The following is a 26,512-nucleotide window of genomic DNA, read 5'->3' as shown; positions in this document are numbered from 1 at the left end:
TTATAAATCTTCTTTACACAACTTGCTTGGCTCTATAACAAAAATTTGTTAGGATCATCCTTTAAGATCCTCTTAATAAGTAAAGATTTTTATACTCCATGGTACACTTCCTTCATAACCCTATTATTCAGGCCTACACAGAAGCAGATTTATTCGGGAAAAGTATATTCTTTTGTCTGCTTGCTCTTTCTTTGTGTACTTGGACGATACTACAGCAAAAGCTTGCTGTTCAAAAAAAATTTTTAAAATCAGGAAAAAATCTTAAAGATTTCTTAATTAAAAATCGCCATGCCCCTTTATCTCTGGATATCCATCCTGAGCTCAGTCCTTTTGCAGATTTATATTTTACTATAAAACGAGGGACCCTAGAACTCCTGGATAAAAATCGACAATACACTCCGGATCTAGGTCCTATGCTTTCTTCTCAAGATATCCAATCTCTAGAAACTCTTTTAGGAGCCGTTATGCCGAAATACAAAGCTTTGTTACATAAAAATAACTTTATTCCAGCTACAACAATCACCTTGGCTCCTTTTTTAGGACTTTTAGGTACAGTATGGGGGATTTTGATAGCATTCACTCATATTAGTTCGGGAAACAGCGGGAACTCAGCTATCATGGAAGGACTCGCTACAGCTTTGGGAACCACAATTATAGGACTCTTTGTAGCTATACCATCACTGATCGCTTTTAACTATCTTAAAGCTCACTCCTCTGAATTAATTTCAGAGATAGAACAAACAGCATATCTTTTACTCAACTCTATAGAAATCAAATATCGCAATACGAATTTATGAAATATCGCTTGCTTGAAGAATTAGAAGAAGAGCCCACGGTGAACCTTACACCGTTAATTGATATTGTCTTTGTTATTTTAATGGCATTTATTATTACCGTCCCATTAATAAAATTAGACTCCATAGCTCTTGCTCCTGGCACACAGAATCAAGAGCTTCTTAATGACCAAGAAGCTTCTACAGCCGTGATTAAAGTACTCGCAGATCATTCCTTAACTCTGAATGACCATCCTGTTACTCTAGAAGATTTAACACAGCAACTTACCCTATTCCATAAGACTCATCCTGAGTATACTCCATTGTTACTGCAGGACGGGAGAACAACTTTTCGAACATACCAACAAGTAAAACATGCTATAGAAGCTGCAGGGTTTCATGAACTACATGTAGCTCTACAGAATTGAGTTATGATCAAATATCTTCCCTATATAATTAGCGCGACTTTTATTCATGGATTGACCTTTTTTCTTCTCTTTACTTCTCCTCTTCCTAAAAAACCTTTGTCCCCAATAGCATTTCAAGAAAAGCTTGTGACTCTCAAACCTAAAACTCCGGTGAATACGTTGCCACCGAAGACTCTGTCACCCATAATAATGCCTTCCTCAATAACTAAAACAACACAACAAGATTCCAAACCTTCTTCTCAAGAGATTTTGCCAACACCATTAAAACAACCAATTCCAAAAACTATCTCAAAAGAATCGCCTAAAAAGTTAGAAACATCTCCTGTAGCAAAAACACAACCCCCCCCTAAGACACCTGTAACACAGATCTCACAAACCCAACTTAAAGCACTATCTGATGTCGCGCAAGCACTTGCTTCTCATGTAGATAAAATTGAAAAAAGTGATGCTGCACTTAAGGACATTGCCTGGACACCCACCACACAGTTGACTATAAACTCGGAACTTGAAACCCCTCAAGAAGAAGAACTCTGCAAATTATTTCAGACATATGTGGTTTTGCCCTGCACAGGATATATTCGCATTAAATTAGTCTTAGCTCCTAATGGGAACATTGAGGAGTGTGTTTTTCTTTCTGATGTAAGTGCATCTGATCAACAACTGCTTTCCAAGCGCATTCAGGCAATACCATTTCAAAAATTTCTCGAAAAATACAAAGTCTCGAAAAATATCTCTTTTCATATTAAACTGCTCAGTAATGAGTCCTAACACCCTATCCCTAGGGTGAGGAGATATCGGCATGTTACGGCAATTATGTTTCCAAATTCTTTTTTTCTGCTTTGCGTCACTACTAAATGTAAATGCCAAAGAATTAGAAGTTCTGGTTCGCTCTGAACATACGATGCTTCCTATCCACATTTCTTGTTATACAGACACTAAGGACCCTAAAATACAAAAATATCTCCACTCTCTAACAGAGATATTTTCTAACGATCTCGCTCTAGGAGACTGCTTACAACCCGTAGCTAAATCTAAAGAAGCTCCAAACACTTTGACGTTATCATTACGTTTAGATTCCCCTCAATTATCTGTACTATTAGTACAATCTTCCAAAGCACCTGTAACATTATGTTCGTTCAGTATTTCTCAAAATCTCTCGATAGATCGTCAAAAGATCCATCTAGCTGCTGATACTGTTCATTATGCTCTTACAGGAATCTCTGGTATTAGCTCAGGGAAAATTATTTTTGCTTTAAGTAATACAGATAAGAATCAAGAACTGAAGCAAGGGGAGTTATGGACAGTAGACTATGATGGTAAAAACCTTGCCCCTCTAACTGCAGAATCTTCTCTTTCTATAACCCCAAAATGGGTCGGCATAGGATCGAGTTTTCCTTTTTTTTATGTTTCATATAAGTATGGTATTCCTAAAATTTTTCTCAGTTCTTTAGAGAACAAAGAAGGTAAGAAAGTCCTCCCATTGAAAGGAAACCAGTTTATGCCAACCTTTTCTCCAAGGAAAAAGCTTCTCGCCTTCATTGCGGATACTTATGGAAATCCTGATTTATTCATTCAACCATTCTCTTTAACCACAGGGCCTATAGGTCGTCCTCGTCGTTTACTTGATCAGAGTTTCGGGACTCAAGGCAATCCCTCTTTTAATCCTGAAGGATCAAAAATAGTTTTTATCTCTAACAAAGATGGTCGACCCCGTCTTTACATCATGTCTGTTGAACCCGAACCCCAAGCACCTCGCCTACTTACAAAAAAATATAGAAATAGCAGTTGCCCTGCATGGTCTCCAGATGGTAAAAAAATAGCATTCTGCTCTGTAATTAAAGGGGTACGGCAAATTTGTATTTATGATCTCTCTTCAGGAGAGGATTACCAGTTGACAACTTCTCCGATAAATAAAGAAAATCCTTCATGGGCTATAGACAGTCGCCATCTTGTATTTAGCGCAGGGACTCCTGGAGAATCAGAGTTATATTTAATTAGTCTAGTTACAAAAAAAACTAAAAAAATTGCTATAGGAACAGGAGAAAAACGTTTCCCGTCTTGGGGAGCTTTTCCTTCACTATCGACAAAGAGAATACTATGAACATAAATTCCTTATGGAAACTTTGCACTTTATTAGCTCTATTTGCATTACCGGGGTGCAGTCGACCTTATTATTACGGTTGGGATGAGGCAGGTACATATCACCATGCAAGAAAGAAAAAGTCTTCTTCTTTTGGTTTTGTTCCTCTCTATACCGAGGACGACTTTAACTCTAGTTTTGTTTCTTCTGAGTATGATTCCAAAGAAGAGAAACAATATAGGGCAAGCCATACTGCAACATTTCGGAACATTACCTTTGCTACAGACAGTTACACAATTAAGGGTGAAGAAAATCTCGCGATACTTACTAGTCTAGTGCATTATATGAAGAAAACACCGAAAGCTACATTGTATATTGAAGGTCATACTGATGAACGCGGAGCTGCATCCTATAACCTTGCCTTAGGAGCCCGGAGAGCAAACGCAATTAAAGAGTACCTAGTAAAGCAGGGGATTTCTAGTGATCGGCTATCTACAATTTCATACGGGAAAGAACAGCCTTTAAATACGGGTCATAATGAACTAGCATGGCAACAAAATCGCCGTACAGAGTTTAAAATTCATGCGCGCTAATTTAAAAATCTGTATCTTCACAAGCTTCGCATTATTAAAGATAAACTGTGGTTATTTAGATGCTGCAGGAAAAACACCTTCTTTTCAGGGAGTCCTTGCAGAAATTGAAGATATCTCGACAACATTAGCATCTCATGAAACTGAGATTGCTATGCTTACAGAACGCTTAGATGAGCAAGACTCTAAATACCAAAAAATAGTAAAAATAAAACCAGAAGCTTTTGCTCAAAAAATTCGTGAATTAGAATCCGATCAAAAAACTCTGGCAAAAACGATGGCAGTATTAACAACTTCTGTTAAAGACTTGCAAGCAAATTTACAAAATAAACTGCAGGAAATTCAAAAAGAGCATCAAGCGCTAACTCAAGACCTGCGTCTTTTGCGACGATCTCTACTTGCTTTAGTAGATAGTTCCTCACCTGGAGCATATGTTGACCTCTCAGATCCAGTTCCTGAACACATTTATATAGTGTGTGAAGGCGATAGTCTTAGTAAAATTGCAAAAAAATATAAACTTTCAGTAACTGAATTAAAAAAAATTAATAAATTAAATTCGGATGCTATTTATGTTGGGCAAAGACTTTGTTTACAAAGAAATAAGTAATTATAATCATCGTAGATTTATACATCTTCTTTCCAAACTAGGTTCTCTCTATAGATAATAAACAATCTCTCCTGTAGGATCCAAAATAAAAGTTAGATCTTATATTTCAAATGAAATTTACAATTGCTTTATTTGGGGAAGCGCAAAAAGGAAACTACGATACTGTATATTTCTGTCGTAGCCTTATAGATCTATATAATTACCTAGGAGATGCGAATAGCCCCGGCATTACTTTAGCTATCAGGGCACTATTAAGTAACTATAATGTAATGTATTTTAGAGTACGAGAAGAAGGTTATTGTGTTGATAGTTATTTTTTTGGCTTGCATTTCTTGAATGCACAAACAACACAAAAAAACATCATTGCCATTGGACTTCCTGGTGTTGGGAACCAACACATTATTGAAGCCTCGCGTTCGTTATGTCAAAAACACAAAAGCCTTCTATTATTTTTCGATCAAGACCTCTATGATCTGTTGACTTTCAACCAGTCCTTTTAGTCTATAGTTCCGAAATAACTCTGCAACCCTTCTTCATTTGGAGCCATTGCTAATTCTCCTTCATGCCAATTTGCAGGACAAACTAAACCATTAGCTTCAAAGAACATTAAAGCATCTAAAGTTCTTAGTTCCTCTTCTATAGAACGACCAAGAGGAAGATCATTAACTACAAGATGACGAATGATTCCACCTTTATCAATCAAGAAGACGCCACGAAAAGAAAGTTCCTCTTCGGGTTTTAAAACATGATAATTTTTAGAAATCACTTTATTTTCATCCGAAAGAAGAGGATAGGTAATGCCTTCAATACCACCCTGTTTTTTCTTAGTCGCCAACCATTGCTTATGGGTTGCAATGTCGTCCACTGAACAACCAATAACCTCGGCTCCTCGCGCATGAAAATGTGGTAAAGCATCTTGGAAGGCATGCAACTCAGTAGGGCATACATAAGTAAAATCTTTAGGGTAGAAGAAAAGCACTACATACTTTCCTAGATAATCTTTTAAAGATATAGTACGCGTCTCACCATTCACCACAGCTTGCGCAACAAAATTAGGGGCTTCCTTTCCAACTAACGACAGTGTCATAACAACTTCTTCTTTACCTCTTTTATTTTTCCGCACCAGAGAGGACTCGAACCTCTGACCACCTGGTTCGTAGCCAGGTACTCTATCCGACTGAGCTACTGGTGCCTACCTTCGCTCAAAATAGTTTATCCAAGACAGATCAAATGATCAACAACTTCTCCCTCTACTTAGGAAAATACAGCATAAATCTTTATTATTTCTTAGAGATTACTTCGTGCACACCTCACTAAGAGATGTTTTCAAAATAAGATTTTGATCAATCACATAGATTTTAGGCAATCTTTTTAGAAAACACACCCTATTATGCCTGTGTCTTTGAAGTAACAAAAAGGGAACTTGTTAACAAGAGACATGATATCGAAACTGCGCATTTTAATGAAGTGGATGTTACAGCTAAGGGATCACAAACCCCCGCAGCTACAAGATCTTCGAATGTATCTGTCATGGCATTATAACCAAACCTGGGATTTTCTTGTGAGAGAATAGTATCGAGTAACTCTTCTGGGGATCTACCACAATTTTGAGCCAAAGCCTTTAGCGGAGTTCGTACTGCCTGTAAAAGACTCTCAAAACCATATGCCATACTAGGAGATATATTTTCAGGAATCTCTATAGATGCTGCCGCGCGCAAAAGCGCAACCCCTCCTCCAGGAACAACTCCGCCCTTGATTGCAGCCTTTGTAGCTCGTAAGGCAGCCTCTAGCCTTAGATGGCGTTCTTTTTGTTCGATATCGGCATCTGAAGCGAGTTGCATTTGTGGAACATTTCCTACAAACATAGCTAATCGTTGTTCCAATTGCTGATACTCTCGTTCGCATGTACTTTCAGCAATTGCTAAATACAAATCGTGCTTTCTAGAATTTATAGCTTCTAAGTTACCATCACCCTGAAGAAACATAAATATTTCTTTGGTGATCATGACTTGTTGAACACGACCTAAAACATCTAGGGGGGCCTTCTTCTCAGAATTTTTTGGCCCTCCCCCTATAAGAGTTGCTCCAGTCAAAATGGCAAGATCTTCAAGAATAGATTCTTTGTACTCTCTTGATCCTGGAGCTTTCACAGCACAAACGGGAAGACCATTTTTAAGTTTATTTACAATCAAAGTCCTTATAACGTCGTGATCAAAATCTTCGGCAATGATAATTAAAGGATGGCTATTTTGTTCGGAGACATATTCTAGGCACTCGATTAACTCTTCATTTAAAGCAACTAGATTGTAAGAGAGAATTAATACAAAAGCTTCTTCCCAGATTACATCCATAGTCTCTGGACGAGTAACAAAATACGGAGAAATATACCCACTTTTTATCGTTTTCATTAAAGGAAGCCTATTAGATATTTCTACATCTTCGCTAAAGAACATCCCCCTAGGATTTGTTTGAGATATGGCGTCTACTATCATCTTACCTAGACTAGCATCATAACTCGCTGAAAGGGTAGCTACCTTTAGAATTTCTTCAGGAGACCGTAACTCTTTGACCTGTTTTTGTAATTTTTCATGAATTACTTTCACTGATGACAAAATACCTGCTTTGATTTCTTGAGGATCCAAACCTGCAGCAATTCCCCTCAAACCATGAGAAAAAATAGCATCGATAAGAACAAGGGCTGTTGTTGAGCCATCTCCAGCTTGCTCTATAACTTTAATCAAGGCCTCTTTAGCAAGTTTCAATCCAAGATATTCAAAAGAATCTTGAAGCATAATCTCTTTAGCAACTCGAATTCCACTTTTTGTGACTAATAAAGGAACTTTTCCTTTTTTAATTACAGCATTATACCCTCGAGGTCCAAAAGTCGGCATTACAGCTTTAGCAAGGGCATGTACACCCCGTTTTAATGCTGAAAGTCCTTCAAATTGACTTTTAAAAACCCAAACCACGCGACCCTCTGATGTCTAGTATTAATGCAAGAAAGGTTTCTACTATGAAAAGGTCATCTTAAAAACAAGAAATATTCCTGTCAAATCGTAGAGAATTGTCAAAATTACTAATAACATTCTGAGTACTCTGACAGCAAACAAGATCTACGCAATTCATAAAAATGTTCTCGAGATTCTTTACATAACCTACGTAATGGCCACACAACATAGCGCTCGTTGTGAGAGATTGTCAAAAAATCTTCCCCACCTAATAAACTACAGATAGAAGATCGTCGCGCAGGCACACGATCTAGGGACTTTAATGTCTGCTCAACTTGTTTGGGATATAAAGCTTTTAACACTCCCCAAATTGTGTACTGCGTTTCTACTGGATAGAAAATCTTAGGATCCTGAAGAACAAGGAGAACACCTGAGCACATCTCCATCTTATATTTACCAAAAAAAGGTTCATAAAAAAATGGAAGAAAAAGAATCCCTGGAAGTTGCATACGATTCAGCTCATCTGCAACTTTTACGCCATCCATCCAAGGAGCACCAAGCACTCTGAAAGGTAGAGTGTAACCCACACCAATACTTGCTACAGATAAAGCTCCTAAAATTCCTGTTGTTGCATAAAAAAACGCTGATTGTGAATCCGGTATTTGGGGACTGGTAGGAATCCAGATTAGGCCTGTCTCATCAAAGATCATCGAACGATTCCAACCTTTCATAGGGACCACGACTACATCAGCTTTAGAAGCATAAGTCTTTTTGAAAAATAAGGCTAATTCTCCTGGTGTCATGCCATAGCAATAGGGGATAGCTGGGGAATCCAAAAACGTTGTGTTCGGGACAGGTCCATCAATAATCATTCCTCCCATAGGATTTGGGCGATCTAAAATGATCAACTGCTTTCCATATTGCTCAGCAGCTTTTACAATTTGCATTAATACTGTGACAAAACTGTAGGAGCGCACTCCAATATCTTGAACATCGTAGACAAAAATATCACAATGCTGAGCAACCTCTTTAGGTAGCTCCTTAAGCCCATGTAAAGATAGGTGGGGTAAATTAGGGTATACCGATGGCTGACGTCCTAATGTTTCTATATATGTAGCTCCATAATATCCGTGCTCCAGGGTACAGAGTATTGACACTGTACACTCATTTTGACGAGCACAAAATACTGAGAGAGCATCTTTACCCTGACTATTGATAGCAGCATTATGAGAAATTAGAGCGATTTTTTTTCCTTGAATATAGCGTAGATATGGCTCTTCAGAAAAAATGCGATCTAAACCTACAATGACCTGTGCATAACTTTCGTAAGAAGATACAATACAACTTAAAAATAAGAAGAAGTAAAAAATTCTCTTCATTTTGAAACTCAAAATTGAAAAAATATCGCAAGATACTCATAAAAGTTCTTTAAAGCAAAAATAAACGACACTGTCTATTCGACTAGCGATTGCATACATACAATATATATCGTAGTTTAACTAGGAGGATTTTGATTAACTATAATAATTAGGGATTACATTTCCTTACTTTGTCTTTATAAAAAGCTCTAAAACTCAAAACCTTAAGAAAGATTATGAAAATCGTTATTGCCAGTTCTCATGGTTACAAAATACGCGAAACTAAGACTTTTTTAAAACGCTTAGGTGATTTTGATATCTTTTCCCTTTGCGATTTCCCTGGCTATAAGCTTCCCCAAGAAAATGGAGATTCTACAACAACTAATGCTCTTACTAAAGGAATTCACGCAGCAAATCATTTAGGTTGTTGGGTCATTGCAGATGACACAATGTTAAAAGTGCCTGCTTTAAATGGCCTTCCTGGTGCTCTATCCGCCAGGTTTGCTGGTCCAGATGCTTATGATAAAGACCATAGAAAAAAATTACTTAATCATATGGCGTCTTTGGAAAGCATAGTAGATCGTGCTGCTTATTTTGAATGTTGTGTGGTCTTAGTCTCTCCTGATCAGGAGGTCTTCCAAGCTCACGGAATATGCGAGGGATACATCAGTCACCATGAAAAAGGTTCTTCAGGTTTTGGCTATGACCCTATATTTGTGAAATATGACTATAAACAAACATTTGCTGAGCTAACTGAGGAGATAAAAAATCAAGTTTCTCATAGAGCCAAGGCATTACAAAAATTAGCTCCCTATCTCCAGAATGTATTTGAAAAACACCTACTCTCCAGGAACTAAAGTCCGTAGAGACTGTTCTAAGCAGCTACGAATTTCTCTCATCTCTACTAAAAGAGCTTCTGCTCGTAAAAAGTCTGCTTCCAAATTAGCAAGAGAAGTTACTTCTTCTGCAGAGGATAGTTGTTCTGAGGTTAAGGACATCTCCATACTAACCACAGACTTCGCAGTTAGCTGGGGTGTCTTTTGAAAACAAACAGATCGAATACTTTCGTTCATGGGAGCTTCCAATTAATCATTGGTTTATTCAGCTTATTAAGCAGATAATTAATTTTTGAAAAGTGTGAACAACCAAAAAAACCACGATGAGCAGCTAACGGAGAGGGATGGGGTGATGATAAAATGGCGTGTTGATGTTTTGAACTAAATAACAATTTACATTTTGTTTTGGCAGCAGCTCCCCACAAAACAAAAATAATATGACTCCTCTCTCGGATCAGTTTACTCACAATCGCATCTGTAAAAAACTCCCAACCTTTGCCAGCATGAGAAAAGGGCTGCCCAGCACGTACAGTTAATACTGTGTTCAATAACAAAACACCTTGATGAGCCCAAGACTCTAAACAACCTGTATGATTATCTATCCCTAAATCTGCTTTTAACTCTCGAAAAATATTAACTAAAGACGGAGGCAAACGCAGACCTTTGGGAACACTGAAACTGAGTCCATGCGCTTGCCCTTCTCCTGGATAAGGATCTTGACCCAAGATAACAACACGAACTTTATCAAAAGGAGTGCTTTTTAAAGCAAAAAATATCTGTTTTTCATCAGGATAAATAGTTGCATTATCATACTCGTCTTTTAAAAAAATGAGAAGTTGCTGCATGTAAGGTTTAGACCATTCTTCTTTAAGTTGTTCATACCAACATGAAGGAAGCTGTTCTTGCCAAGACAAAGGGAGCTGATCTATAGTAACATTCTGCATAAACCACCTTTCTATAATAGAAAGGAAGTATACTCGCTTTTCATTTTAGCTCGACAGAGATTGTTGATCTCCAAGCGCAAAGCTAAAAATTAGGATTTATTATGATATGTATCTCAGAACTCAACGAAGCACAACGTAATGCTGTGACAGCCCCCCTAAAACCGACACTTATTTTAGCAGGAGCAGGAGCAGGGAAAACTCGCGTTGTTACCTATAGAATCTTACATTTAATTAATGAAGGGATTCATCCCCGAGAAATTCTTGCCGTTACTTTTACCAATAAAGCGGCTCGAGAATTAAAACAACGTATTGTTAGCCAGTGTGCCTCTATTTCTAGCCTAGATGTTCCTATGGTCTGTACATTTCATAGCTTAGGAGTATTTATTCTGCGACGTTCTATAAATTTATTAAATCGTGAAAATAATTTTATTATTTACGATCAGAGTGATGCAGAAAAACTAATAAAGCATTGTTTACAACAACTCAACCTAAAGCCAAACCTTGCCAGTAAGATACAGGCCCATATTTCACAAGCAAAGAACCGCTTGCTTTTCCCTGAAGACTTGGATCCGAATGACTATATAGACCCTGTTGTCTCTATTTACAAGGAATATCAAAAAAAACTCATTGAAGTAAATGCTTTGGATTTTGATGACTTACTATTTTTAACTGTTAGTCTGCTCAAAGAAAGTCCTGAAGCACAAGAAACATACAACAAATTATGGAAAGCATTATTGATTGACGAGTATCAAGATACCAACCATGCGCAATATACTCTAATGCAACTGATTTCAAAAAAACATGGGAACGTCTTTGCTGTTGGAGATCCTGATCAATCGATTTATTCGTGGCGAGGAGCGAATATTCATAATATATTAAATTTTGAAAATGACTACCCTCACTCGCAAGTATTGTGCCTTGAAGAAAATTATCGTAGTTATGGAAACATCCTAAATGCTGCTAATGCTTTGATCAAACACAATGTTTCAAGGTTAGAAAAAGAACTGCGAAGCATTAAAGGACCTGGAGAAAAGATTCGTTTTTTTCTAGGAAGTACGGATCGCGAAGAAGCAGATTTTGTTGCTGCAGAAATTCTTCAATTACATAGACAAGGAAAAGTAAGACTTCGCGATATATGCATTTTCTATAGAACTAATTTTCAATCCCGTACATTTGAAGATGCCTTACTACGCAGGCGAATCCCTTATGAAATTATAGGAGGCCTTTCTTTCTATAAACGCAAAGAAATTCAAGACATTTTGGCTTTTCTACGCGTCTTTATTTCCAAAAGTGATATTGTTGCTTTTGATAGAACTGTAAATTTACCCAAACGAGGCATCGGTTCTACAACAATATTTGCGCTTACACAATATGCTATTGCTAAAGATCTTCCTATTCTTCAAGCCTGCCAACAAGCTTTAGATACTAAAGCTGTCAAGCTATCTAAAAAACAACAGGAAGGACTTCAGGATTATCTTGCTCTGTTCTCTCAAATTGAAGATGCTTACCACACCCTTTCTCTTAGAGATTTTATAGAAGCTGTTGTTAGGATTACTAGTTATCTCGACATCTTAAAAGAAGATCCTGATACATTCAAAGATCGGAAAAGCAATTTAGAGGAACTTTATCATAAAGCTTTAGAAGCTGAACAACAAAATCCCGAGCGTCATCTAGAACTTTTTCTTGATGATCTTGCCTTAAAAGGTTCGGATGATGATCAAGATCTAACGGCTGATCGTGTCAATCTCATGACACTCCATAATGGAAAAGGCTTAGAGTTTCGAGTGTCATTTCTTGTAGGTTTAGAAGAACAACTCCTCCCACATGCTAATTCCCTAGGAGGAAACTACGAAAATCTTGAAGAAGAACGGCGGTTATGCTACGTAGGAATTACTCGAGCTCAAGACCTCCTCTATCTCACTGCCGCACAAGTTCGCAGTCTTTGGGGAACAGTACGGATGATGAAGCCTAGTAGATTTCTAAAGGAAATACCAAAAGATTATATGATTCAAGTGCGTTAGACATGTTTCAACAAAAGCAGCAGTTGTCTCTAAAGTATCTCCCCTCACTAAGGATGCAACAAGGCTTGCGAATGCTGCAGTCACCGCTTACTGAATTATCTTCATATATCACACAAGAAATCATTCATAATCCTTTTCTCGATCTCTCTTCCTTAGAAGACGAGGAAAGCTCTTTTTCTTCTCCATTTATAAGCTCTACATTTGCTTATTTAAATAATACCCCTGCACCTCAAAAATCCTTGTACACCCATATTCTCTCTCAAATTGATGAAATCTTCTCCACTTCCCAAGAACGACTCATTGCCCATCAAATTGCTGGCAACCTTTCTGATCAAGGACTATTTCTACAAAATCCTGAGGATCTTGCTGATCAGCTCGAGCTTCCCTTAAACGAAATCTATAGAGTTTGGAATACTATACAAAATTTAAATCCCTTAGGAATTGCCTCTCCCTCGCTACAAAGCTATTGGATGAGGCTCCTCCGAGACTCCTCTCACCAAAAAGCATATACTATCATTCGCGATTTCTATCCCCTCATTACCAACTGTGAGTTTCTTCCTATTATGAAAAAACTCCGACTATCTTTACCCGAACTTCTAACTATTTTAAAAAAAGCACTCGGAACAATCCCTTGGAGTCCTGCAGCTGCCTACACCATGAAACCTCTTGTGGCAACCCCGCTTCCTGATATTTATCTTTTTTATCACTCAGGATCTTGGGATATCAAAGTGAGTGCGCGAGGCCTTCCATCTATAAAGCTTAATAGAAAAACATTTGACTTCTACGAACAGCTGCCTAAAGAAGAACAAAATAACCTTACACAACAAATTTTATCAGCGAAGTGGCTAATTAAAAATCTTAGAAAACGAGAAGAAACGCTCCTTCGCATCATGGAGTCACTACTTCCCAAACAAGAAAAGTTTTTATTAGGGAATATTTCCTCTCCAGAACCTGTAGCAATTAAAAGTCTTGCCGAAGATCTAGCTCTCCATGAATCTACGATCTTTCGTGCTATAGAAAATAAAGTAATTGCTACCCCCATAGGTATTTTTCCTTTAAAACGACTTTTCCCTAAAGGAGTACATCAAGATTCCTCTCATTCTAAAGAGAAGATATTGCAGTGGATTTATCAATGGATCTCTACTGAACAAGCTCCTCTATCGGATAGAACTATCAGTGATAGAATTACTGCAAAAGGCATTCCTTGTGCACGACGCACTGTTGCAAAATACCGATCTCAGCTTAACATTCTTCCTGCGAACAAAAGAAAAATGCGACTCCGAATGTAAAACGGTTTTACATTGCAAGCAGACATAATTAAAAAACTTTAAGAGATAGTCCATGACTAAAGTTAAATAAAATACGATTGATAAATCTGCTTCCAACGTACATTTTCTAACTTTCGTTTTCTAGCATAATTCTCTAAAACAGGAATAGGCTCTCTAGCGAACATTTTAATTTCTCTATCTGTAAGCCTTAGCATTACCCATAGTGGAGGGATGCCCAACATTTTACGAATTTTTTTCATCGCACGATAAAAATAACTCTGGACTATACATAATCTTAAAAAAAAATATCCAGGTAAAGCCAACATCATGAGCATCCCCATGATAGGATACCATAAGGAGATCCCTAAACCTAAAATTGTGAAAAAGAGGAATAAATAACTTTCTCCTGGAGAACGAAATAACGGACCAAAAAATCTTCTCCAACCCCAACGAGAAGTGCGATAGGCTAAAACCTCTTCAAATATAGGTTCATAAAACTTCATTCTAGCAGCATGTACAGCTTCATGAGCTAGTACCTCATCCCTAGAGTATATTCCCAACCATCGAGAAGCTTTGAGTAAATGTTTCCGGATTTGGATCGTTACTTGATTTTTTAGAATCCATGTGCACCCTGCCTCCCAAGCATCCAATCCTTCATTGGAATAGAGAACCTCAACATGCATAGGAAGAACATCAAAAATTTCTTTCAGAAATGCAGGAAATGATGGAGGATTTTGAGGCCCTAAATCTATCATAGCATTACTACGCAAAAAGAAAGCTACAGCTTCTTCTTCGGGTCCAGGAATCAGGCCCTGTTTGTTAAAAGTAATCAAATCATCATCAGAAGGAGGAGGGCTAGCAACAAATTCGAGTTTTTCCACGTTTAGTTTCCTGATCTCTTGGCTCTGTTCGACCCTTTCTCGAACCTATTTCCTCATTGTTAAAAGAAATTAGAATCCTTAACAAGCAAAATCCAATAGGAGTCTTATTGGATTCCTACAAGCCTTGCCTCTTTTGATTTTAAACCTATGCGATTTTAAAACTCTTTATTAATCAAGAAAATCTAAACATTGAAAGTTCAAAATCAAACCTCAAAAGTTTCTAACATATTATTCCCTTGAAAAGAATTTGCTTCTTACTCAATAACCATAGGGACGTATCAAGAGTTCTCTAGGCTAACCCTTATAAAGACTAGCATTCCTGCTACTTAACGTTTAATAGAACGCAATAGTATGATTTGCACAAGCCAGATCTATTTTTCTCCTTTACAGAGAAACTATCGGCACACCCATAGAAAGGTATACTCTAGAGCAGCTTATTGTAACTGCGTTGGAAAATTTTGAGAAATTTGTTTTATTATTTCAGTGAAGCCTTGAAATAAATAGCATATATTTGCATGAAAACAAAGTTTTAGGAACTAGAAAATCAAATTAATAAAAGGGAGTCGCGTTTTCTCTAGGTAAAATATCCAGGGTCGCCACGCAATTAAATTAATGAAGAAGTCCTTAATTATAGTAGAATCACCTGCAAAAATTAAAACACTACAAAAATTATTAGGAAGTGAATTTGTTTTTGCCTCATCTATAGGACACATTGTAGATCTCCCAGCTAAGGAATTTGGTATTGATGTAGATCATGACTTTGAACCTCAATACGAAGTCCTTCCTGATAAGCAAGAGGTTATTAATCAAATTCGCAAACTAGCTGCAAAATGTGAAAAAGTCTATCTTTCTCCTGATCCTGATAGAGAAGGAGAAGCTATTGCTTGGCATATCGCGAATCAACTGCCAAAAGCTTCTCAAATCCAACGGGTATCCTTTAATGCTATTACCAAAAATGCTGTTACAGAAGCCCTAAAACATCCCAGAGAAATTGATATGGCTCTGGTTAATGCTCAGCAAGCTCGTAGGCTTCTTGACCGTATTGTCGGATATAAGATTTCCCCCATCTTAAGTCGTAAATTACAACAACGTTCAGGAATATCTGCAGGACGCGTACAATCGGTAGCTTTAAAACTGGTTGTAGATCGAGAAAAAGCTATAGATGCTTTTATTCCTGTCGAATACTGGAACTTAAAAGTCTTACTGCAAGATCCCAAAACAACTAAAACATTTTGGGCTCAACTCTATTCTGCCGAAGGGAAAAAATGGGAAAAAGAAATTCCTGAAGGAAAGACAGAAAATGATATTCTTCTTATTAACTCGGAAGATAAAGCTCGCTATTACGCCGAGCTTTTAGAAAAATCTTCTTTTACAATTACTCGTGTAGAAGCTAAAGAAAAACGTCGTTTTGCTCTTCCTCCTTTCATTACATCGACATTACAACAAGAAGCAAGCCGGCATTTTCGTTTTTCTGCTTCTAGAACAATGTCTATTGCGCAAACCCTGTACGAGGGCATTGATTTAGATAATGAAGATTCTACAGGTTTGATTACCTATATGCGTACAGATTCTGTACGCGTAGATCCTGAAGCCTTATCTTCCGTAAGACAGTATATAAATGAAACTTTTGGTAAAGAATATTTACCTGAAAAAGCTAACGTATACACTACAAAAAAGATGACTCAGGATGCGCATGAGGCTATCCGTCCCACAGATATCCGCTTATCTCCGGATAAATTAAAACATAAAATTTCTGAAGATCAGTTTAAAATTTACAACTTAATCTGGAAGCGTTTTGTAGCCTCGCAAATTACTCCAGCCGTTTACGATACTCTAGCTATTCAAATTACCACGAATACAGGTATTGATCTTCGAGCTTCAGGGTCTTTATTAAAGTTTAAAGGATTCCTCGCAGTATATGAAGAGAAGCATGATGATGAAAATGAGCAAGAAGAAAGTCACCCTCTTCCTCTCTTACATGCCCAAGATATCCTAATTAAAGAGAAAGTCTCTCCAGAACAAGCATTCACAAAACCTCTTCCCAGATTTACAGAAGCTTCCTTAGTGAAAGAATTAGAAAAGTCTGGAATCGGCCGTCCTTCAACCTATGCGACAATTATGAATAAAATCCAAAGTCGCGAATATACTACTAAAGAAAACCAACGCCTACGCCCTACAGAATTAGGCAAGATTATCTCACAGTTTTTAGAAACAAATTTTCCTAGAATTATGGATATAGGTTTCACAGCTCTAATGGAAGATGAGTTAGAACTAATTGCAGATAATAAAAAATCTTGGAAACTTTTACTTCAAGAATTTTGGACAACATTTCTTCCTGTAGTTACTACAGCAGAAAAAGAAGCTGTTATTCCTCGAATTCTTACAAATATAGAGTGTTCTAAATGCCACAAAGGGAAGTTGGTAAAAATCTGGTCTAAAAGTAGCTATTTCTATGGTTGTTCAGAATATCCAGAGTGTGATTATCGTACCTCTGAGGAAGAGCTCGCTTTTAACAAAACCGATTATGCTGAAGATACTCCCTGGGACAGTCCCTGTCCACTTTGTGGAGGTGTTATGAAAATACGCCATGGCCGTTATGGAACATTTCTAGGTTGTGAGAATTATCCTGAATGCCGAAGCACGATTTCTATTCATAAAAAAGGAGAAGAAATCGAACAGGAAGAACCTGTTCCCTGCCCTGCAATAGGTTGTAAAGGCAAGGTCTTTAAAAAACGCTCTCGTTATAATAAAATTTTCTACTCCTGTTCAGAGTATCCTGAATGCAGTGTTATTGGTAATTCTATAGATGCTGTAATGACAAAATATTCAGGTACAGAAAAAACTCCTTACAAGAAAAAAACCCAAACTAAGAAAAAGTCAACAATACAAACAGCTAAGAAGGGAAAAACAAAAAGTATTGCAAAAAAACCTTCGCAAAAAAAAACAGGCCCGCTGTTTATACCCTCTTCAGATCTCGCGAATATGATTGGAAACACACCCGTGTCCCGAGGAGAAGCAACAAAAAAAATCTGGGACTACATTAAAAAACACCAACTTCAGTCATCAGAAAATAAAAAGCTGTTAGTTCCTGACAGTAACTTAGCAACTATTATTGGTCCAAATCCTATTGATATGTTCCAACTATCTAAATATCTAAGTCAACACTTAACAAGGGTATCCAAGGAAGACTCTTCAGGTTCTTCATAATCATGCACACATTGGTATACTTCTTGATATGATGAAGCTTTCGCTAGCTGTGCACGAAGGAAGCGCACTTTCGCTGCAGAAACTAAGTAATGACCACATAATTTACGAGTTTCTGACAGAAACTTGATTTCATTTTGATAATAATCTTCTACTAAATGCATATGTTGAAGAAAAGCCTCTTTCCTTTTAATAAACGAGACTTTTTCATAACTTCCGGTAGCCAAATACTCCTGAATTTGTTTACCAATCCAAGGGGCACCCATAGTTCCTCTGGCTACAAGAACTCCATCACATCCTGTGCTAAGCATCTCTTTAGCAGATTCTGGAGAAAAAATATCTCCGTTACCAAAGACCAGAAAATCCCTTCCGGCAGCTGCTTTAGCCCTAGACACGTACTCTCGGTTCCCAGGCCCATGATACCCCTGTGCACGAGTTCTTCCATGAACAAAAACTGCACTTGCTCCAGAATCACGTATAATACGTACTGTATTCTCTACGTTAATGTTTGCTGCGTCCCAACCCGAGCGAATTTTTACTGTTACAGGAATCGAAACACTATTTATAATTTTTTCTAAAATCTTACCTATAAGATCGGGAGTTTTTAAAAGACCCGAACCGCTCCCGTCTTTGGTAATTTTATCTGTAGGGCACCCACAATTTAAGTCTATAAGATCGAAACCAAGGCCTTCCAAAATTTTAGCCGCCTCTGCAGTGGTTTCGGGATTACTACCACATAATTGTGCTCCTATAGGGCGCATGTTCTCATTATAATCTAAAAGCTTAAGAGTACGCTTCGGAGCATAGTGTATCCCTTCTACTTTGACCATCTCACAAAACATCAACCCTGGCTTATACAATGCAGACATCTGGCGATAAGGATAATCAGAAAAACCCGCTAGAGGGGCGTAAACTATAGGCGATCGAAGTAAAATATTTTTTATAAATATTGTAGAAGCCATGGAACATGAAAAATATTAAGAATAATAAAACGTACGACTCTTAATATAACAAAAGGAAGGATTCCAAGGCAAAGTAGACCAATAAAAGGGCTAAAGTCAATAAATCCAATTCTAGGGATAAATTTACGAAAGAGATTCAAAAAAGGGTCCACCCACCTAGACACCACTTGATACCAACGGGCACAGCGACAATCCGGGACCCAAGAGGCAAAAATATAGGCTAAAATTAGAAAGCTATAAACATTAACAGCTGTTCTTAAGAAATAAGATAGCATTATACTTTACTCTATTAATTACAATTAATATGTGTTTTCCTTGAAAAAGAGCCTTTTATCCATTAAAATGACTGCCTTTATATTTTAAGAACTCTTACGTTATGAAATTCAAGCTGCCTGTTTATCATATTGGACTAACCAAAGCTGGAAACAACACTATTAAAATAGCAATTTTACAGAAAACATGTAAAGGATGGATAGTTTGTCACTGTGAACAAATTGCTGAAGGAGAGACATGGCCTCTTCCCAAAAAATATTTCTCAGCATCCACTACTTTTTCTCTTCAGGGCTCTGATATTTTAGTTAAAGGCTCGTTTTCATCACTTAGAAACAAAAAAAATATTTTAAAAGTAGCCCTTACTAACTTAGAAGCAAGTCTGGCTCTTCCCTGGGAGTCTTTAATCGTGCAACCACAGTTAGGGAGTCCTACAGACAAAGGAGAAACTCCCCTAACACTATGGATTGCTCAGAAAAACACTTTGAAAAAGGACCTTTCTTTTTTATCAGAGGCTCAAGTTTTTCCAAATCAACTATCCTCTCGAACTGCTGACATCTTTTTTCTAGCAGAACAAAGTCCTTTAAAAACCTTACCTATCTATTTTCTTATTTATGTCGGCTCCGAAGAGACCACCTGTATTTTCGTAAAAAATCATGCTATTATCGTAGCACGTTCTTTCCCCAACTGTTCAATGAAAAAAAGTTGTGACGACATTTATGCCACATTACAATACATACAGGAAACATTCCCGAACACAGTTCTTTCTACGATTCACATAGCTCATGCTTCGCCTAGTCTAAAAAAATCTTTAGAACAAAAACTAACTTTGCCTCTTGTGATATGTCAATCTATGACCTATGGCATTGAGGACGAGGATTGGGAGATCTATGGAGACAGTATTGCTGCTGCCTATCATGGAGCCTCCAAAAAACCCCTCACCTTCACCTACGATACAACATCAATTTCTCGATCAGCAAAAAAACATTGGTTATTACGCTCTTCCCTGTTGATAGGGAAGTGTGCTCTTTTTGCGACAATTGTAGTTGGCATTGGATCAGCACTAAAACTCAAAGCTCTTTCCTCGTGCGCAGGCAACCACTTTTCTCTTGCCTGTCCTGAAGAAGGGAAACTACCTAAATCGCTGAAAGCTGCGGAGAAAAAAGTAGAGGCTGTGGCAATGAAGTATTCGTCCTTAAACTATCCTCTCCTCCCAACAATCCCTACAAGTGAACAAACACTAAAATTTCTTCTCGCTCTTACGAAAATAACCCCATCTGTAAAGTTCTCTTATTTTTCCTATACAATGACAAGCTATCCCTCACAAGAAAACCCCTCTCTTCCTTATACCGCTTTAATTGAAGTAAAAGGACAAGGTCTGTCAGAAGAAATTTCTCAATTTTTAAAAAAAGTATCAAGTCACCCTAAGTTACATCATTTTTCAGGGGCTCTTGAAGACGAGCAATCTTTTAAATTAAAATTTACATTAAGTTCTTAGGGTGTCTTATGCAAAAATCAATGTCTATACTGATTCTTAGTTGTCAGGCTCTCTTGAGTATCTTTCCCATTGCAGCGATTACTGCAAATCACATTAAGATTTCTAAACGATGGTCCGATTTAAATTCTCAAATTCTTACATTAAAAGCCACAAAAGACCATGAACATCTGGTGATCAAATATAACACACGAATTTCTAAAGAGCGCAAAAATCTTTCTTTAGACAACCTAAACAACTCTTGTAAACAGCTACGTCTACTATCCAAAGAACGTGAGCGCCTAAACACACTAAATTCTAACTCTCTTTTAGCCCAGAGTAAGGAAGTTTGGGAAAGAAAGCGCGCTTTAGAAAAAGCTAGTCAACAGCTTGTCTGGATTTGGGAACAAACTCATAGTGATTTTGTTTTTACGCGTCTAGCGCATGCCACTGAAATGGATCTCAACGATATTGCATCCCTATTCTCTCTTTTTAATCCAGAGAACCCTGGTACCCCATTAGCTTTCTTCACCCGTTGGAAAATGACAAAACAAGCTACACTTTTAGGAAATGAGATTTGGTTAACGCATGCGGAGGCTATAAGTCGATGGGTCTAAAAAAAGCATTCTACTTATTTCTATGTTCTTCTCTAATTACTATGTCCTCCCTATATGGAAGAACAGATGATTACGACAAACTTACCCTCACTGGGATCAATATTATTGATAGAAATGGCCTATCAGAAACCATCTGTGCTAAAGAGAAATTAAAAAAGTACGCTAAAGTTAATTTTCTTTCTCCTCAGCCTTATCAGAAGGTCATGAGGATGTATAAAAACAAGCGTGGGGATAGTGTTTCTTGTTTAACAGCATATCATACTAACGGACAAATCAAACAATATCTTGAATGTTTGAATAATCGAGCTTATGGCAGATATCGTGAGTGGCATATAAATGGGAAAATTAAAATTCAAGCTGAAATTATCGGAGGAATCGCTGATCTTCATCCTTCAGCAGAATCTGGTTGGCTATTTGATCAAACAACATTTGCCTACAATGATGAAGGTGCCTTAGAAGCAGCTATTCGTTACGAAAAAGGTCTACTAGAAGGTTCATCTATTTACTATCATACTAACGGGAAAGTTTGGAAAGAATGTTCTTACCATAAAGGGGTTCCTCATGGTCTATTTTTAACCTACACGTCATCAGGAAAATTACTCAAAAAACAAAATTATCATTGTGGTCGACAACACGGCTCTTCTCTTCGTTATAACGAAGAGTCAGAAGATATATTAGCATGGGAAGAGTATAGTGAAGGACGGTTAGTTCAAGCAGAATACTTAGATCCCCAAACTCAAGAAATCTATGCATTTATAAAAGATGGCGCTGGCACACGGGCAATTTATGGTAAATACGCTGTTATAGAAACCCAAACATTTTACCAAGGAGAGCCTCAAGGTAAGGTCACCAGATTTGATAATTCAGGGAAAAATATTATTCAAACATATTATCTTGTTCAGGGCTGTAAGCAAGGAGAAGAGTTCTTCTTCTATCCTGATACAGGAAAACCCAAACTGCTTCTCAACTGGCATGAAGGAATTTTGCAAGGTATAGTGAAAACTTGGTATCCTTGCGGCACATTAGAAAGCTGTAAAGAACTAGTGAACAATAAAAAATCTGGTTTATTTACTGTATACTACCCCGAAGGACAGATCATGGTTACCGAAGAGTATGATAATGATCTGCTAATTAAAGGAGAGTACTTCCGCCCTGGAGACCGTCATCCTTATTCTAAAGTAGAACGTGGTTGTGGCACGGCTGTATTTTTCTCTTCATCAGGAACTGTGACCAAAAAAATTCCCTATCAAGATGGCAAACCTTTAATCAATTGACAAAACTTCCTTTATGACCCATCTTAAAATAGAGAAAACCACGTTACGCAAAACTTTTGCCTCTATCCGCAAAAATCTCTCTGAAGAACGAAGACGCCAAGCCTCTTCAGCTATTTGCTCCTTCATTCGGTGTTTTCCTAAGGGAAGTGTTGTTCTTTCCTTTGTTTCTTTTAATCATGAAATAGACATGATGGAAGCAAATAGTATCCTGATTCAAGAGTATACATTAGCCCTTCCTAAGATAGACCAAACGAATCTTCATCCTGTTTTGATTTCCTCTATAAAAGATCTGAAGTGCATTTCTGGACCCAAAGATAAATTGCTTAACCAAGAACCAATTTCAACCAATAGAATTACTCATGCAATTGTGCCGGGTCTTGCTTTCGATGAACAAAGATACCGTCTTGGTTATGGCCAAGGTATTTACGATCGTTGGTTAGCAAAATACCCCTATTTCCCAACTATTGGAGTCGGCTATCTCGAACAAAAAATCAAGAAACTCCCTCAAGAAAATCATGATATTCCTCTCTCTCAGATCTATTTATGTTAGTAAGCTTATGAAAATTTCTACCATTTGATGGTTTTGTTAAAGCAATTAATTTATTAAAAGCATTTAATTTTCCAGATACAATTTAAGTATTATCTAAAACTAAAGTGCCTATATGCTAGTATAACCCCTAAATTGATAGAGAAACCAGGCAAATCAAAGTTACTTTTTGGCTTGACTGCCATAACAAATTCAAGTATGCATAGAGAGCAAAACAATACAGAATGTTACACATCATCTAAAACCTTCCATCCCAAATCTCTCAACTAATTATGAGAAGAGCCTTTTTACTTCTCTTGAGTCTCAGAGAAAAAGAACTATTTTCTGGGGAATATGGAAATAAGGAGCACTTACATGAATTTACCTGATAGAAAAAAGGCTCTAGAAGCTGCTGTTGCTTATATTGAAAAGCAATTCGGTACTGGATCAATTATGAGTCTAGGAAGACACTCTGCGACACATGAAATCTCTACAATAAAAACAGGAGCCTTATCTTTAGATTTGGCCTTAGGAGTTCATGGTGTTCCTAAAGGTCGGGTTATCGAAATCTTTGGTCCCGAATCTTCAGGGAAAACGACGCTTGCAACCCATATCGTAGCAAACGCCCAAAAAATGGGCGGGGTTGCTGCCTATATAGATGCAGAGCATGCTTTAGATCCTAGTTATGCCTCTCTTATTGGCGTTAATATTGATGACCTTATGATTTCTCAACCTGATTGTGGTGAAGATGCATTAAGCATAGCAGAATTACTCGCGCGCTCAGGAGCTGTTGACGTGATCGTTATCGACTCTGTAGCCGCCTTAGTCCCTAAAAGTGAACTTGAAGGAGATATCGGTGATGTACACGTAGGCCTACAAGCTCGTATGATGTCTCAAGCACTACGTAAACTTACAGCAACATTATCTCGTAGTCAAACTTGCGCAGTTTTTATTAACCAAATCCGAGAAAAAATTGGCGTCAGCTTTGGGAATCCTGAAACCACCACAGGGGGACGTGCTTTAAAATTCTACTCTTCAATCCGCTTGGACATCCGCCGCATAGGCTCTATAAAAGGCAGTGATAACTCTGATATTGGAAATCGTATTAAAGTCAAAGTAGCGAAAAACAAACTCGCTCCTCCATTTAGGGTTGCAGAATTTGATATTCTATTCAATGAAGGAATTTCCTCGGCAGGCTGTATCTTAGACCTTGCGGTTGAATATAATATTATTGAGAAAAAAGGTTCTTGGTTCAATTACCAAGATAAAAAATTAGGACAGGGAAGAGAATTTGTTCGTGAAGAACTCAAGCGAAACAAAAAACTTTTCGAAGAAATTGAGAAGCGTATCTATGAAATCATCACGACACCTAAAACACTCGCTGCTAATCCTATAGAAACAACTCAAGAAGCTCTTAATTCACCGGTAGAAGCTTAGAATATTCTCAATATAAGATAAACTCCCTTTCTTAGATCTGAAAAAAGGGAGTTTTGTTCTTCTAAAATTACTATTTTTTCTACCAGCAATGAAATACTATACTATGCACAAGAACAAGTCGTTGTTTTCGTTATAAAAGAACTTAAAAAGTTCCATAATGTGTTTAGAACTTCTTGTGATCCTTTTAAAACCATATCTGGATTCTCATTGCCTACTAAAGCTTCTAACATCTCTCTTTCTTCACTAGCGTGTTTAATATCTGCCTGTTGATGAACAGTAAAATATGCATATCCTCGGGAAGAAATTCCAAAGTGTTCTTTCAAACCTCGAATTTTTTCTACACAGATCTCAGGAATCTGACTTTCATAAGTATAGAGAGCACCTACGCCAATCGCAAGTGATGGCATGTTACATAAACAACGAAATGTTGTTACCATTTCTTGAGCAGCTTTACTAAATTGATGGTTGGTCATTTCTTCTTCAGAAACCCCTAAAGATAAAGCAAACTGCCTCCATAGATCTATATGATTAGGGTTTCCAGATTCTTCATCCATGAGGTTTTCAAGGATGTGCTTGCGAATTACTAAATCGTCACAACGCGCATGAAGTGCTGATAGGTAACAAGGAAATGCCTTAATGTGTAAGTAATAATCTTTAGCATAAGCCTGGAGTTTTTCTTTCTCTAATGTCCCTTCAGACCAACGCTGATAAAACGGATGCTTTAGCATATGTTGATCTTTAATTTGCTTATCGAGTAACGCTATCCATGACGTCATAATACCTCTAAAGGTTTATATTAATGAGTTTTCCATTCCATAGATTGTAACAAAGGACCATATAAATCTTCATCTTGAGCTATTCCTAAAAGGTTCATGTCTTCTAATGTAGTTGGAGAAGAATGAAAAACAACTTTAGGAGCATCTTCAATAATAGCAAGAGGAGTGTGTTCTGCTCCCTCTCCCATACAAAGAACAGCCGCTGCCGATAAACCATCTAAAAGATTGCTATAGGTCATTCTTAACGGATGACCAAAACAGTCTGGTTTTCCTATATAATTATACAATGGAGAAAAGCCATTCCAACATAACCCTAAACCCATAGTTCCTCGACGCAATGGCGTCGTATGACTATCGGATATAATTACCCCACAAGACTCTAATTGATAAAAACTTCTTAACCAATCTCCAATAGCATTCACAGAAGTCAAAAGATCCCTAGGATACAATACAAAATAACCTTCGACATTAGATTCATCAATCCCTGCTGAAGGAATAAGTAGTCCCCATTTCTTAGTTAGATAAATGCCATACTTCTCTATAAATAAGTGCGCGTCTGCTTCTTGTTTTATTAATTGATCCTTAGAAATACTATTTATATCTACTACAGCGCCTTCACACAAAGAGACAATCTTAGACGTAATCACGAGAATAGAGCCCTCTTTAAGAGGCGGTAATGAAGACTTTAAAATATAGTACAAATTATCAAAAGGATATATTGTTGGTGTTTTTACTACAGAGATTTTCATAATGACATATTGTGATATCTTGGGTATTTCTAACCGTAGTCTTTCTCCAGGTCTCTAACCAAGATAAAGGGAAAAAGGTATCGCCTTCATATTTTTTTTTGATATGAGAAACAAAAAAGTCTTCAACCATGTGATTTTGTAAAAAAAGTGAATAAATTTCAGCTCCGCCAATTAAAAATATCGGAGAAAGAAGATTAAGCAGCATAAACTCTTCTAAAGACCTCACCCAAGAAATTCCTTTTAGGGTTTGCTGATTTTTACGAGAAAATACTGCGGATTGCCTTCCATCAAAATACTTTCTAGGAAGCGTTTCCCAAGTCTTTTTCCCCATAACAATAGGGAACTTTTGTATTGTCTCAGAAAAAAATAGCAAATCCTCGGGATAATGCCAAGGAAGCTTTCCTTTTGAACCTATCACTCCAGAAGGATCGCAAGCTACGATTCCAGTTATCTTAGCGTTCATAAATAAGATTTGTATTTAAAAAGCTA

At 37.4% G+C, this 26,512-nt stretch carries 27 protein-coding genes and 1 tRNA gene; 16 read left to right on the top strand and 12 right to left on the bottom strand.

Going from position 1 to position 26,512, the window contains the following annotated elements; genetic code table 11:
• Positions 1 to 98 precede the first annotated feature (98 nt).
• From C834KP_RS03765 to C834KP_RS03735, 7 genes are all read left to right on the top strand, one after another.
• Positions 99 to 797 (top strand): MotA/TolQ/ExbB proton channel family protein, encoded by a 699-nt coding sequence (locus tag C834KP_RS03765; RefSeq protein WP_108896842.1) that lies wholly within the window; start codon positions 99 to 101, stop codon positions 795 to 797.
• Positions 794 to 1,201: an ExbD/TolR family protein gene (locus tag C834KP_RS03760; RefSeq protein WP_108896841.1), complete on the top strand. Its 408-nt coding sequence runs from the start codon at positions 794 to 796 to the stop codon at positions 1,199 to 1,201. Before C834KP_RS03765 ends, C834KP_RS03760 begins: the two co-directional genes overlap by 4 nt.
• A 3-nt stretch (positions 1,202 to 1,204) precedes the next feature.
• Entirely contained in the window at positions 1,205 to 1,969 is a 765-nt protein-coding gene (locus tag C834KP_RS03755) for an inclusion-associated protein (RefSeq protein ID WP_108896840.1), read from the top strand.
• Positions 1,970 to 2,000: 31 nt separating this feature from the next.
• Complete coding sequence (tolB, locus tag C834KP_RS03750) at positions 2,001 to 3,302, top strand: Tol-Pal system protein TolB (protein ID WP_108896839.1); 1,302 nt, start codon at positions 2,001 to 2,003, stop codon at positions 3,300 to 3,302.
• Positions 3,299 to 3,874: an OmpA family protein gene (locus C834KP_RS03745; protein WP_108896838.1), complete on the top strand. Its 576-nt coding sequence runs from the start codon at positions 3,299 to 3,301 to the stop codon at positions 3,872 to 3,874. The genes tolB and C834KP_RS03745 overlap by 4 nt, the downstream gene beginning before the upstream one ends.
• Entirely contained in the window at positions 3,864 to 4,478 is a 615-nt protein-coding gene (locus tag C834KP_RS03740) for a LysM peptidoglycan-binding domain-containing protein (RefSeq protein WP_108896837.1), read from the top strand. Before C834KP_RS03745 ends, C834KP_RS03740 begins: the two co-directional genes overlap by 11 nt.
• Positions 4,479 to 4,588: 110 nt before the next feature.
• Positions 4,589 to 4,978, top strand: a complete 390-nt coding sequence (locus tag C834KP_RS03735; protein WP_108896836.1) for a hypothetical protein — start codon at positions 4,589 to 4,591, stop codon at positions 4,976 to 4,978.
• On the opposite strand, the gene C834KP_RS03730 is transcribed toward C834KP_RS03735, so the two are convergent.
• The 4 genes from C834KP_RS03730 to C834KP_RS03715 form a co-directional block, all read right to left on the bottom strand.
• A complete protein-coding gene (locus tag C834KP_RS03730; protein WP_108896835.1) occupies positions 4,975 to 5,565 on the bottom strand; it encodes a peroxiredoxin in 591 nt (196 codons plus the stop codon). The two genes, C834KP_RS03735 and C834KP_RS03730, sit on opposite strands and share 4 nt — an antisense overlap.
• Positions 5,566 to 5,596: 31 nt before the next feature.
• A tRNA-Arg gene (locus C834KP_RS03725) sits at positions 5,597 to 5,670 on the bottom strand.
• A gap of 196 nt (positions 5,671 to 5,866) precedes the next feature.
• On the bottom strand, positions 5,867 to 7,447 hold the full coding sequence (groEL, locus tag C834KP_RS03720; protein WP_108896834.1) for a chaperonin GroEL: 1,581 nt from the start codon (positions 7,445 to 7,447) through the stop codon (positions 5,867 to 5,869).
• 107 nt (positions 7,448 to 7,554) lie between these two features.
• Positions 7,555 to 8,805 carry a DUF1343 domain-containing protein gene (locus tag C834KP_RS03715; RefSeq protein ID WP_108896833.1) on the bottom strand — a complete coding sequence of 417 codons (1,251 nt, stop codon included), beginning with the start codon at positions 8,803 to 8,805 and terminating at the stop codon, positions 7,555 to 7,557.
• 215 nt (positions 8,806 to 9,020) lie between these two features.
• Here C834KP_RS03715 and rdgB point away from each other — a divergent pair, with 215 nt between their 5' ends.
• Entirely contained in the window at positions 9,021 to 9,641 is a 621-nt protein-coding gene (rdgB, locus tag C834KP_RS03710; protein WP_108896832.1) for an RdgB/HAM1 family non-canonical purine NTP pyrophosphatase, read from the top strand.
• Here rdgB and C834KP_RS03705 read toward each other — a convergent pair.
• Positions 9,624 to 9,857 (bottom strand): hypothetical protein, encoded by a 234-nt coding sequence (locus C834KP_RS03705; RefSeq protein ID WP_108896831.1) that lies wholly within the window; start codon positions 9,855 to 9,857, stop codon positions 9,624 to 9,626. The genes rdgB and C834KP_RS03705 overlap by 18 nt on opposite strands.
• Positions 9,854 to 10,564 carry a uracil-DNA glycosylase gene (ung, locus tag C834KP_RS03700; protein ID WP_108896830.1) on the bottom strand — a complete coding sequence of 237 codons (711 nt, stop codon included), beginning with the start codon at positions 10,562 to 10,564 and terminating at the stop codon, positions 9,854 to 9,856. The genes C834KP_RS03705 and ung overlap by 4 nt, the downstream gene beginning before the upstream one ends.
• Before the next feature lie 101 nt (positions 10,565 to 10,665).
• Here ung and C834KP_RS03695 point away from each other — a divergent pair, with 101 nt between their 5' ends.
• Complete coding sequence (locus C834KP_RS03695) at positions 10,666 to 12,585, top strand: ATP-dependent helicase (RefSeq protein ID WP_108896829.1); 1,920 nt, start codon at positions 10,666 to 10,668, stop codon at positions 12,583 to 12,585.
• Positions 12,586 to 12,587: 2 nt separating this feature from the next.
• On the top strand, positions 12,588 to 13,874 hold the full coding sequence (gene rpoN, locus C834KP_RS03690; RefSeq protein ID WP_108896828.1) for an RNA polymerase factor sigma-54: 1,287 nt from the start codon (positions 12,588 to 12,590) through the stop codon (positions 13,872 to 13,874).
• A gap of 62 nt (positions 13,875 to 13,936) precedes the next feature.
• Here rpoN and C834KP_RS03685 read toward each other — a convergent pair whose 3' ends face one another.
• Entirely contained in the window at positions 13,937 to 14,734 is a 798-nt protein-coding gene (locus tag C834KP_RS03685; RefSeq protein ID WP_108896827.1) for a hypothetical protein, read from the bottom strand.
• A gap of 612 nt (positions 14,735 to 15,346) precedes the next feature.
• Here C834KP_RS03685 and topA point away from each other — a divergent pair.
• Positions 15,347 to 17,941, top strand: a complete 2,595-nt coding sequence (gene topA / locus C834KP_RS03680) for a type I DNA topoisomerase (protein ID WP_108896826.1) — start codon at positions 15,347 to 15,349, stop codon at positions 17,939 to 17,941.
• Here topA and dusB read toward each other — a convergent pair.
• Both dusB and C834KP_RS03670 read right to left on the bottom strand, forming a co-directional pair.
• The gene (gene dusB, locus C834KP_RS03675; RefSeq protein WP_108896825.1) at positions 17,893 to 18,900 is read right to left on the bottom strand and encodes a tRNA dihydrouridine synthase DusB; all 1,008 of its coding nucleotides are present in this window, start codon (positions 18,898 to 18,900) and stop codon (positions 17,893 to 17,895) included. The genes topA and dusB overlap by 49 nt on opposite strands.
• Entirely contained in the window at positions 18,879 to 19,175 is a 297-nt protein-coding gene (locus tag C834KP_RS03670) for a YggT family protein (protein ID WP_108896824.1), read from the bottom strand. Before C834KP_RS03670 ends, dusB begins: the two co-directional genes overlap by 22 nt.
• 101 nt (positions 19,176 to 19,276) lie before the next feature.
• Here C834KP_RS03670 and C834KP_RS03665 point away from each other — a divergent pair, with 101 nt between their 5' ends.
• The 5 genes from C834KP_RS03665 (at position 19,277) to recA (ending at position 24,498) form a co-directional block, all read left to right on the top strand.
• Positions 19,277 to 20,668, top strand: a complete 1,392-nt coding sequence (locus C834KP_RS03665; RefSeq protein WP_108896823.1) for a hypothetical protein — start codon at positions 19,277 to 19,279, stop codon at positions 20,666 to 20,668.
• An 8-nt stretch (positions 20,669 to 20,676) separates the two neighbouring features.
• The gene (locus C834KP_RS03660) at positions 20,677 to 21,261 is read left to right on the top strand and encodes a hypothetical protein (RefSeq protein ID WP_108896822.1); all 585 of its coding nucleotides are present in this window, start codon (positions 20,677 to 20,679) and stop codon (positions 21,259 to 21,261) included.
• Positions 21,262 to 21,302: 41 nt separating this feature from the next.
• Complete coding sequence (locus C834KP_RS03655) at positions 21,303 to 22,535, top strand: toxin-antitoxin system YwqK family antitoxin (protein WP_420808685.1); 1,233 nt, start codon at positions 21,303 to 21,305, stop codon at positions 22,533 to 22,535.
• Positions 22,536 to 22,548: 13 nt separating this feature from the next.
• Positions 22,549 to 23,085 (top strand): 5-formyltetrahydrofolate cyclo-ligase, encoded by a 537-nt coding sequence (locus C834KP_RS03650; protein ID WP_108896820.1) that lies wholly within the window; start codon positions 22,549 to 22,551, stop codon positions 23,083 to 23,085.
• Positions 23,086 to 23,436: 351 nt separating this feature from the next.
• Entirely contained in the window at positions 23,437 to 24,498 is a 1,062-nt protein-coding gene (recA, locus tag C834KP_RS03645) for a recombinase RecA (RefSeq protein WP_108896819.1), read from the top strand.
• 101 nt (positions 24,499 to 24,599) lie between these two features.
• On the opposite strand, the gene C834KP_RS03640 is transcribed toward recA, so the two are convergent.
• From C834KP_RS03640 to C834KP_RS03630, 3 genes are read right to left on the bottom strand one after another with little or no spacing between them, the layout of a single operon-like run.
• Positions 24,600 to 25,274 carry a CADD family putative folate metabolism protein gene (locus C834KP_RS03640; RefSeq protein ID WP_108896818.1) on the bottom strand — a complete coding sequence of 225 codons (675 nt, stop codon included), beginning with the start codon at positions 25,272 to 25,274 and terminating at the stop codon, positions 24,600 to 24,602.
• Between the two features lie 20 nt (positions 25,275 to 25,294).
• On the bottom strand, positions 25,295 to 26,023 hold the full coding sequence (locus C834KP_RS03635) for a putative folate metabolism gamma-glutamate ligase (protein WP_108896817.1): 729 nt from the start codon (positions 26,021 to 26,023) through the stop codon (positions 25,295 to 25,297).
• On the bottom strand, positions 25,980 to 26,486 hold the full coding sequence (locus tag C834KP_RS03630) for a dihydrofolate reductase (protein WP_108896816.1): 507 nt from the start codon (positions 26,484 to 26,486) through the stop codon (positions 25,980 to 25,982). Before C834KP_RS03630 ends, C834KP_RS03635 begins: the two co-directional genes overlap by 44 nt.
• Between the last annotated feature and the right edge of the window lie 26 nt (positions 26,487 to 26,512).

The organism is Chlamydia serpentis, from assembly GCF_900239945.1.
Classification (GTDB): domain Bacteria; phylum Chlamydiota; class Chlamydiia; order Chlamydiales; family Chlamydiaceae; genus Chlamydia; species Chlamydia serpentis.
Note: the sequence above shows the minus strand (reverse complement) of the source record. Positions and strands in the feature narration are given on the sequence as shown.

Bases quoted from the DNA above. Each gene is read 5' to 3' on its own strand.
- tolB (WP_108896839.1), top strand. From the start codon at position 2,001: ATGTTACGGCAATTATGTTTCCAAATTCTTTTTTTCTGCTTTGCGTCA.
- C834KP_RS03630 (WP_108896816.1), bottom strand. From the start codon at position 26,486: ATGAACGCTAAGATAACTGGAATCGTAGCTTGCGATCCTTCTGGAGTG.
- C834KP_RS03670 (WP_108896824.1), bottom strand. From the start codon at position 19,175: ATGCTATCTTATTTCTTAAGAACAGCTGTTAATGTTTATAGCTTTCTA.
- dusB (WP_108896825.1), bottom strand. From the start codon at position 18,900: ATGGCTTCTACAATATTTATAAAAAATATTTTACTTCGATCGCCTATA.
- C834KP_RS03695 (WP_108896829.1), top strand. From the start codon at position 10,666: ATGATATGTATCTCAGAACTCAACGAAGCACAACGTAATGCTGTGACA.
- C834KP_RS03665 (WP_108896823.1), top strand. From the start codon at position 19,277: ATGAAATTCAAGCTGCCTGTTTATCATATTGGACTAACCAAAGCTGGA.
- C834KP_RS03745 (WP_108896838.1), top strand. From the start codon at position 3,299: ATGAACATAAATTCCTTATGGAAACTTTGCACTTTATTAGCTCTATTT.
- C834KP_RS03660 (WP_108896822.1), top strand. From the start codon at position 20,677: ATGCAAAAATCAATGTCTATACTGATTCTTAGTTGTCAGGCTCTCTTG.
- C834KP_RS03765 (WP_108896842.1), top strand. From the start codon at position 99: ATGGTACACTTCCTTCATAACCCTATTATTCAGGCCTACACAGAAGCA.
- rpoN (WP_108896828.1), top strand. From the start codon at position 12,588: ATGTTTCAACAAAAGCAGCAGTTGTCTCTAAAGTATCTCCCCTCACTA.
- recA (WP_108896819.1), top strand. From the start codon at position 23,437: ATGAATTTACCTGATAGAAAAAAGGCTCTAGAAGCTGCTGTTGCTTAT.
- C834KP_RS03635 (WP_108896817.1), bottom strand. From the start codon at position 26,023: ATGAAAATCTCTGTAGTAAAAACACCAACAATATATCCTTTTGATAAT.
- topA (WP_108896826.1), top strand. From the start codon at position 15,347: ATGAAGAAGTCCTTAATTATAGTAGAATCACCTGCAAAAATTAAAACA.
- C834KP_RS03755 (WP_108896840.1), top strand. From the start codon at position 1,205: ATGATCAAATATCTTCCCTATATAATTAGCGCGACTTTTATTCATGGA.
- C834KP_RS03760 (WP_108896841.1), top strand. From the start codon at position 794: ATGAAATATCGCTTGCTTGAAGAATTAGAAGAAGAGCCCACGGTGAAC.
- C834KP_RS03715 (WP_108896833.1), bottom strand. From the start codon at position 8,805: ATGAAGAGAATTTTTTACTTCTTCTTATTTTTAAGTTGTATTGTATCT.
- C834KP_RS03730 (WP_108896835.1), bottom strand. From the start codon at position 5,565: ATGACACTGTCGTTAGTTGGAAAGGAAGCCCCTAATTTTGTTGCGCAA.
- C834KP_RS03735 (WP_108896836.1), top strand. From the start codon at position 4,589: ATGAAATTTACAATTGCTTTATTTGGGGAAGCGCAAAAAGGAAACTAC.
- rdgB (WP_108896832.1), top strand. From the start codon at position 9,021: ATGAAAATCGTTATTGCCAGTTCTCATGGTTACAAAATACGCGAAACT.
- C834KP_RS03650 (WP_108896820.1), top strand. From the start codon at position 22,549: ATGACCCATCTTAAAATAGAGAAAACCACGTTACGCAAAACTTTTGCC.
- ung (WP_108896830.1), bottom strand. From the start codon at position 10,564: ATGCAGAATGTTACTATAGATCAGCTCCCTTTGTCTTGGCAAGAACAG.
- C834KP_RS03655 (WP_420808685.1), top strand. From the start codon at position 21,303: ATGTCCTCCCTATATGGAAGAACAGATGATTACGACAAACTTACCCTC.
- C834KP_RS03640 (WP_108896818.1), bottom strand. From the start codon at position 25,274: ATGACGTCATGGATAGCGTTACTCGATAAGCAAATTAAAGATCAACAT.
- C834KP_RS03705 (WP_108896831.1), bottom strand. From the start codon at position 9,857: ATGAACGAAAGTATTCGATCTGTTTGTTTTCAAAAGACACCCCAGCTA.
- C834KP_RS03740 (WP_108896837.1), top strand. From the start codon at position 3,864: ATGCGCGCTAATTTAAAAATCTGTATCTTCACAAGCTTCGCATTATTA.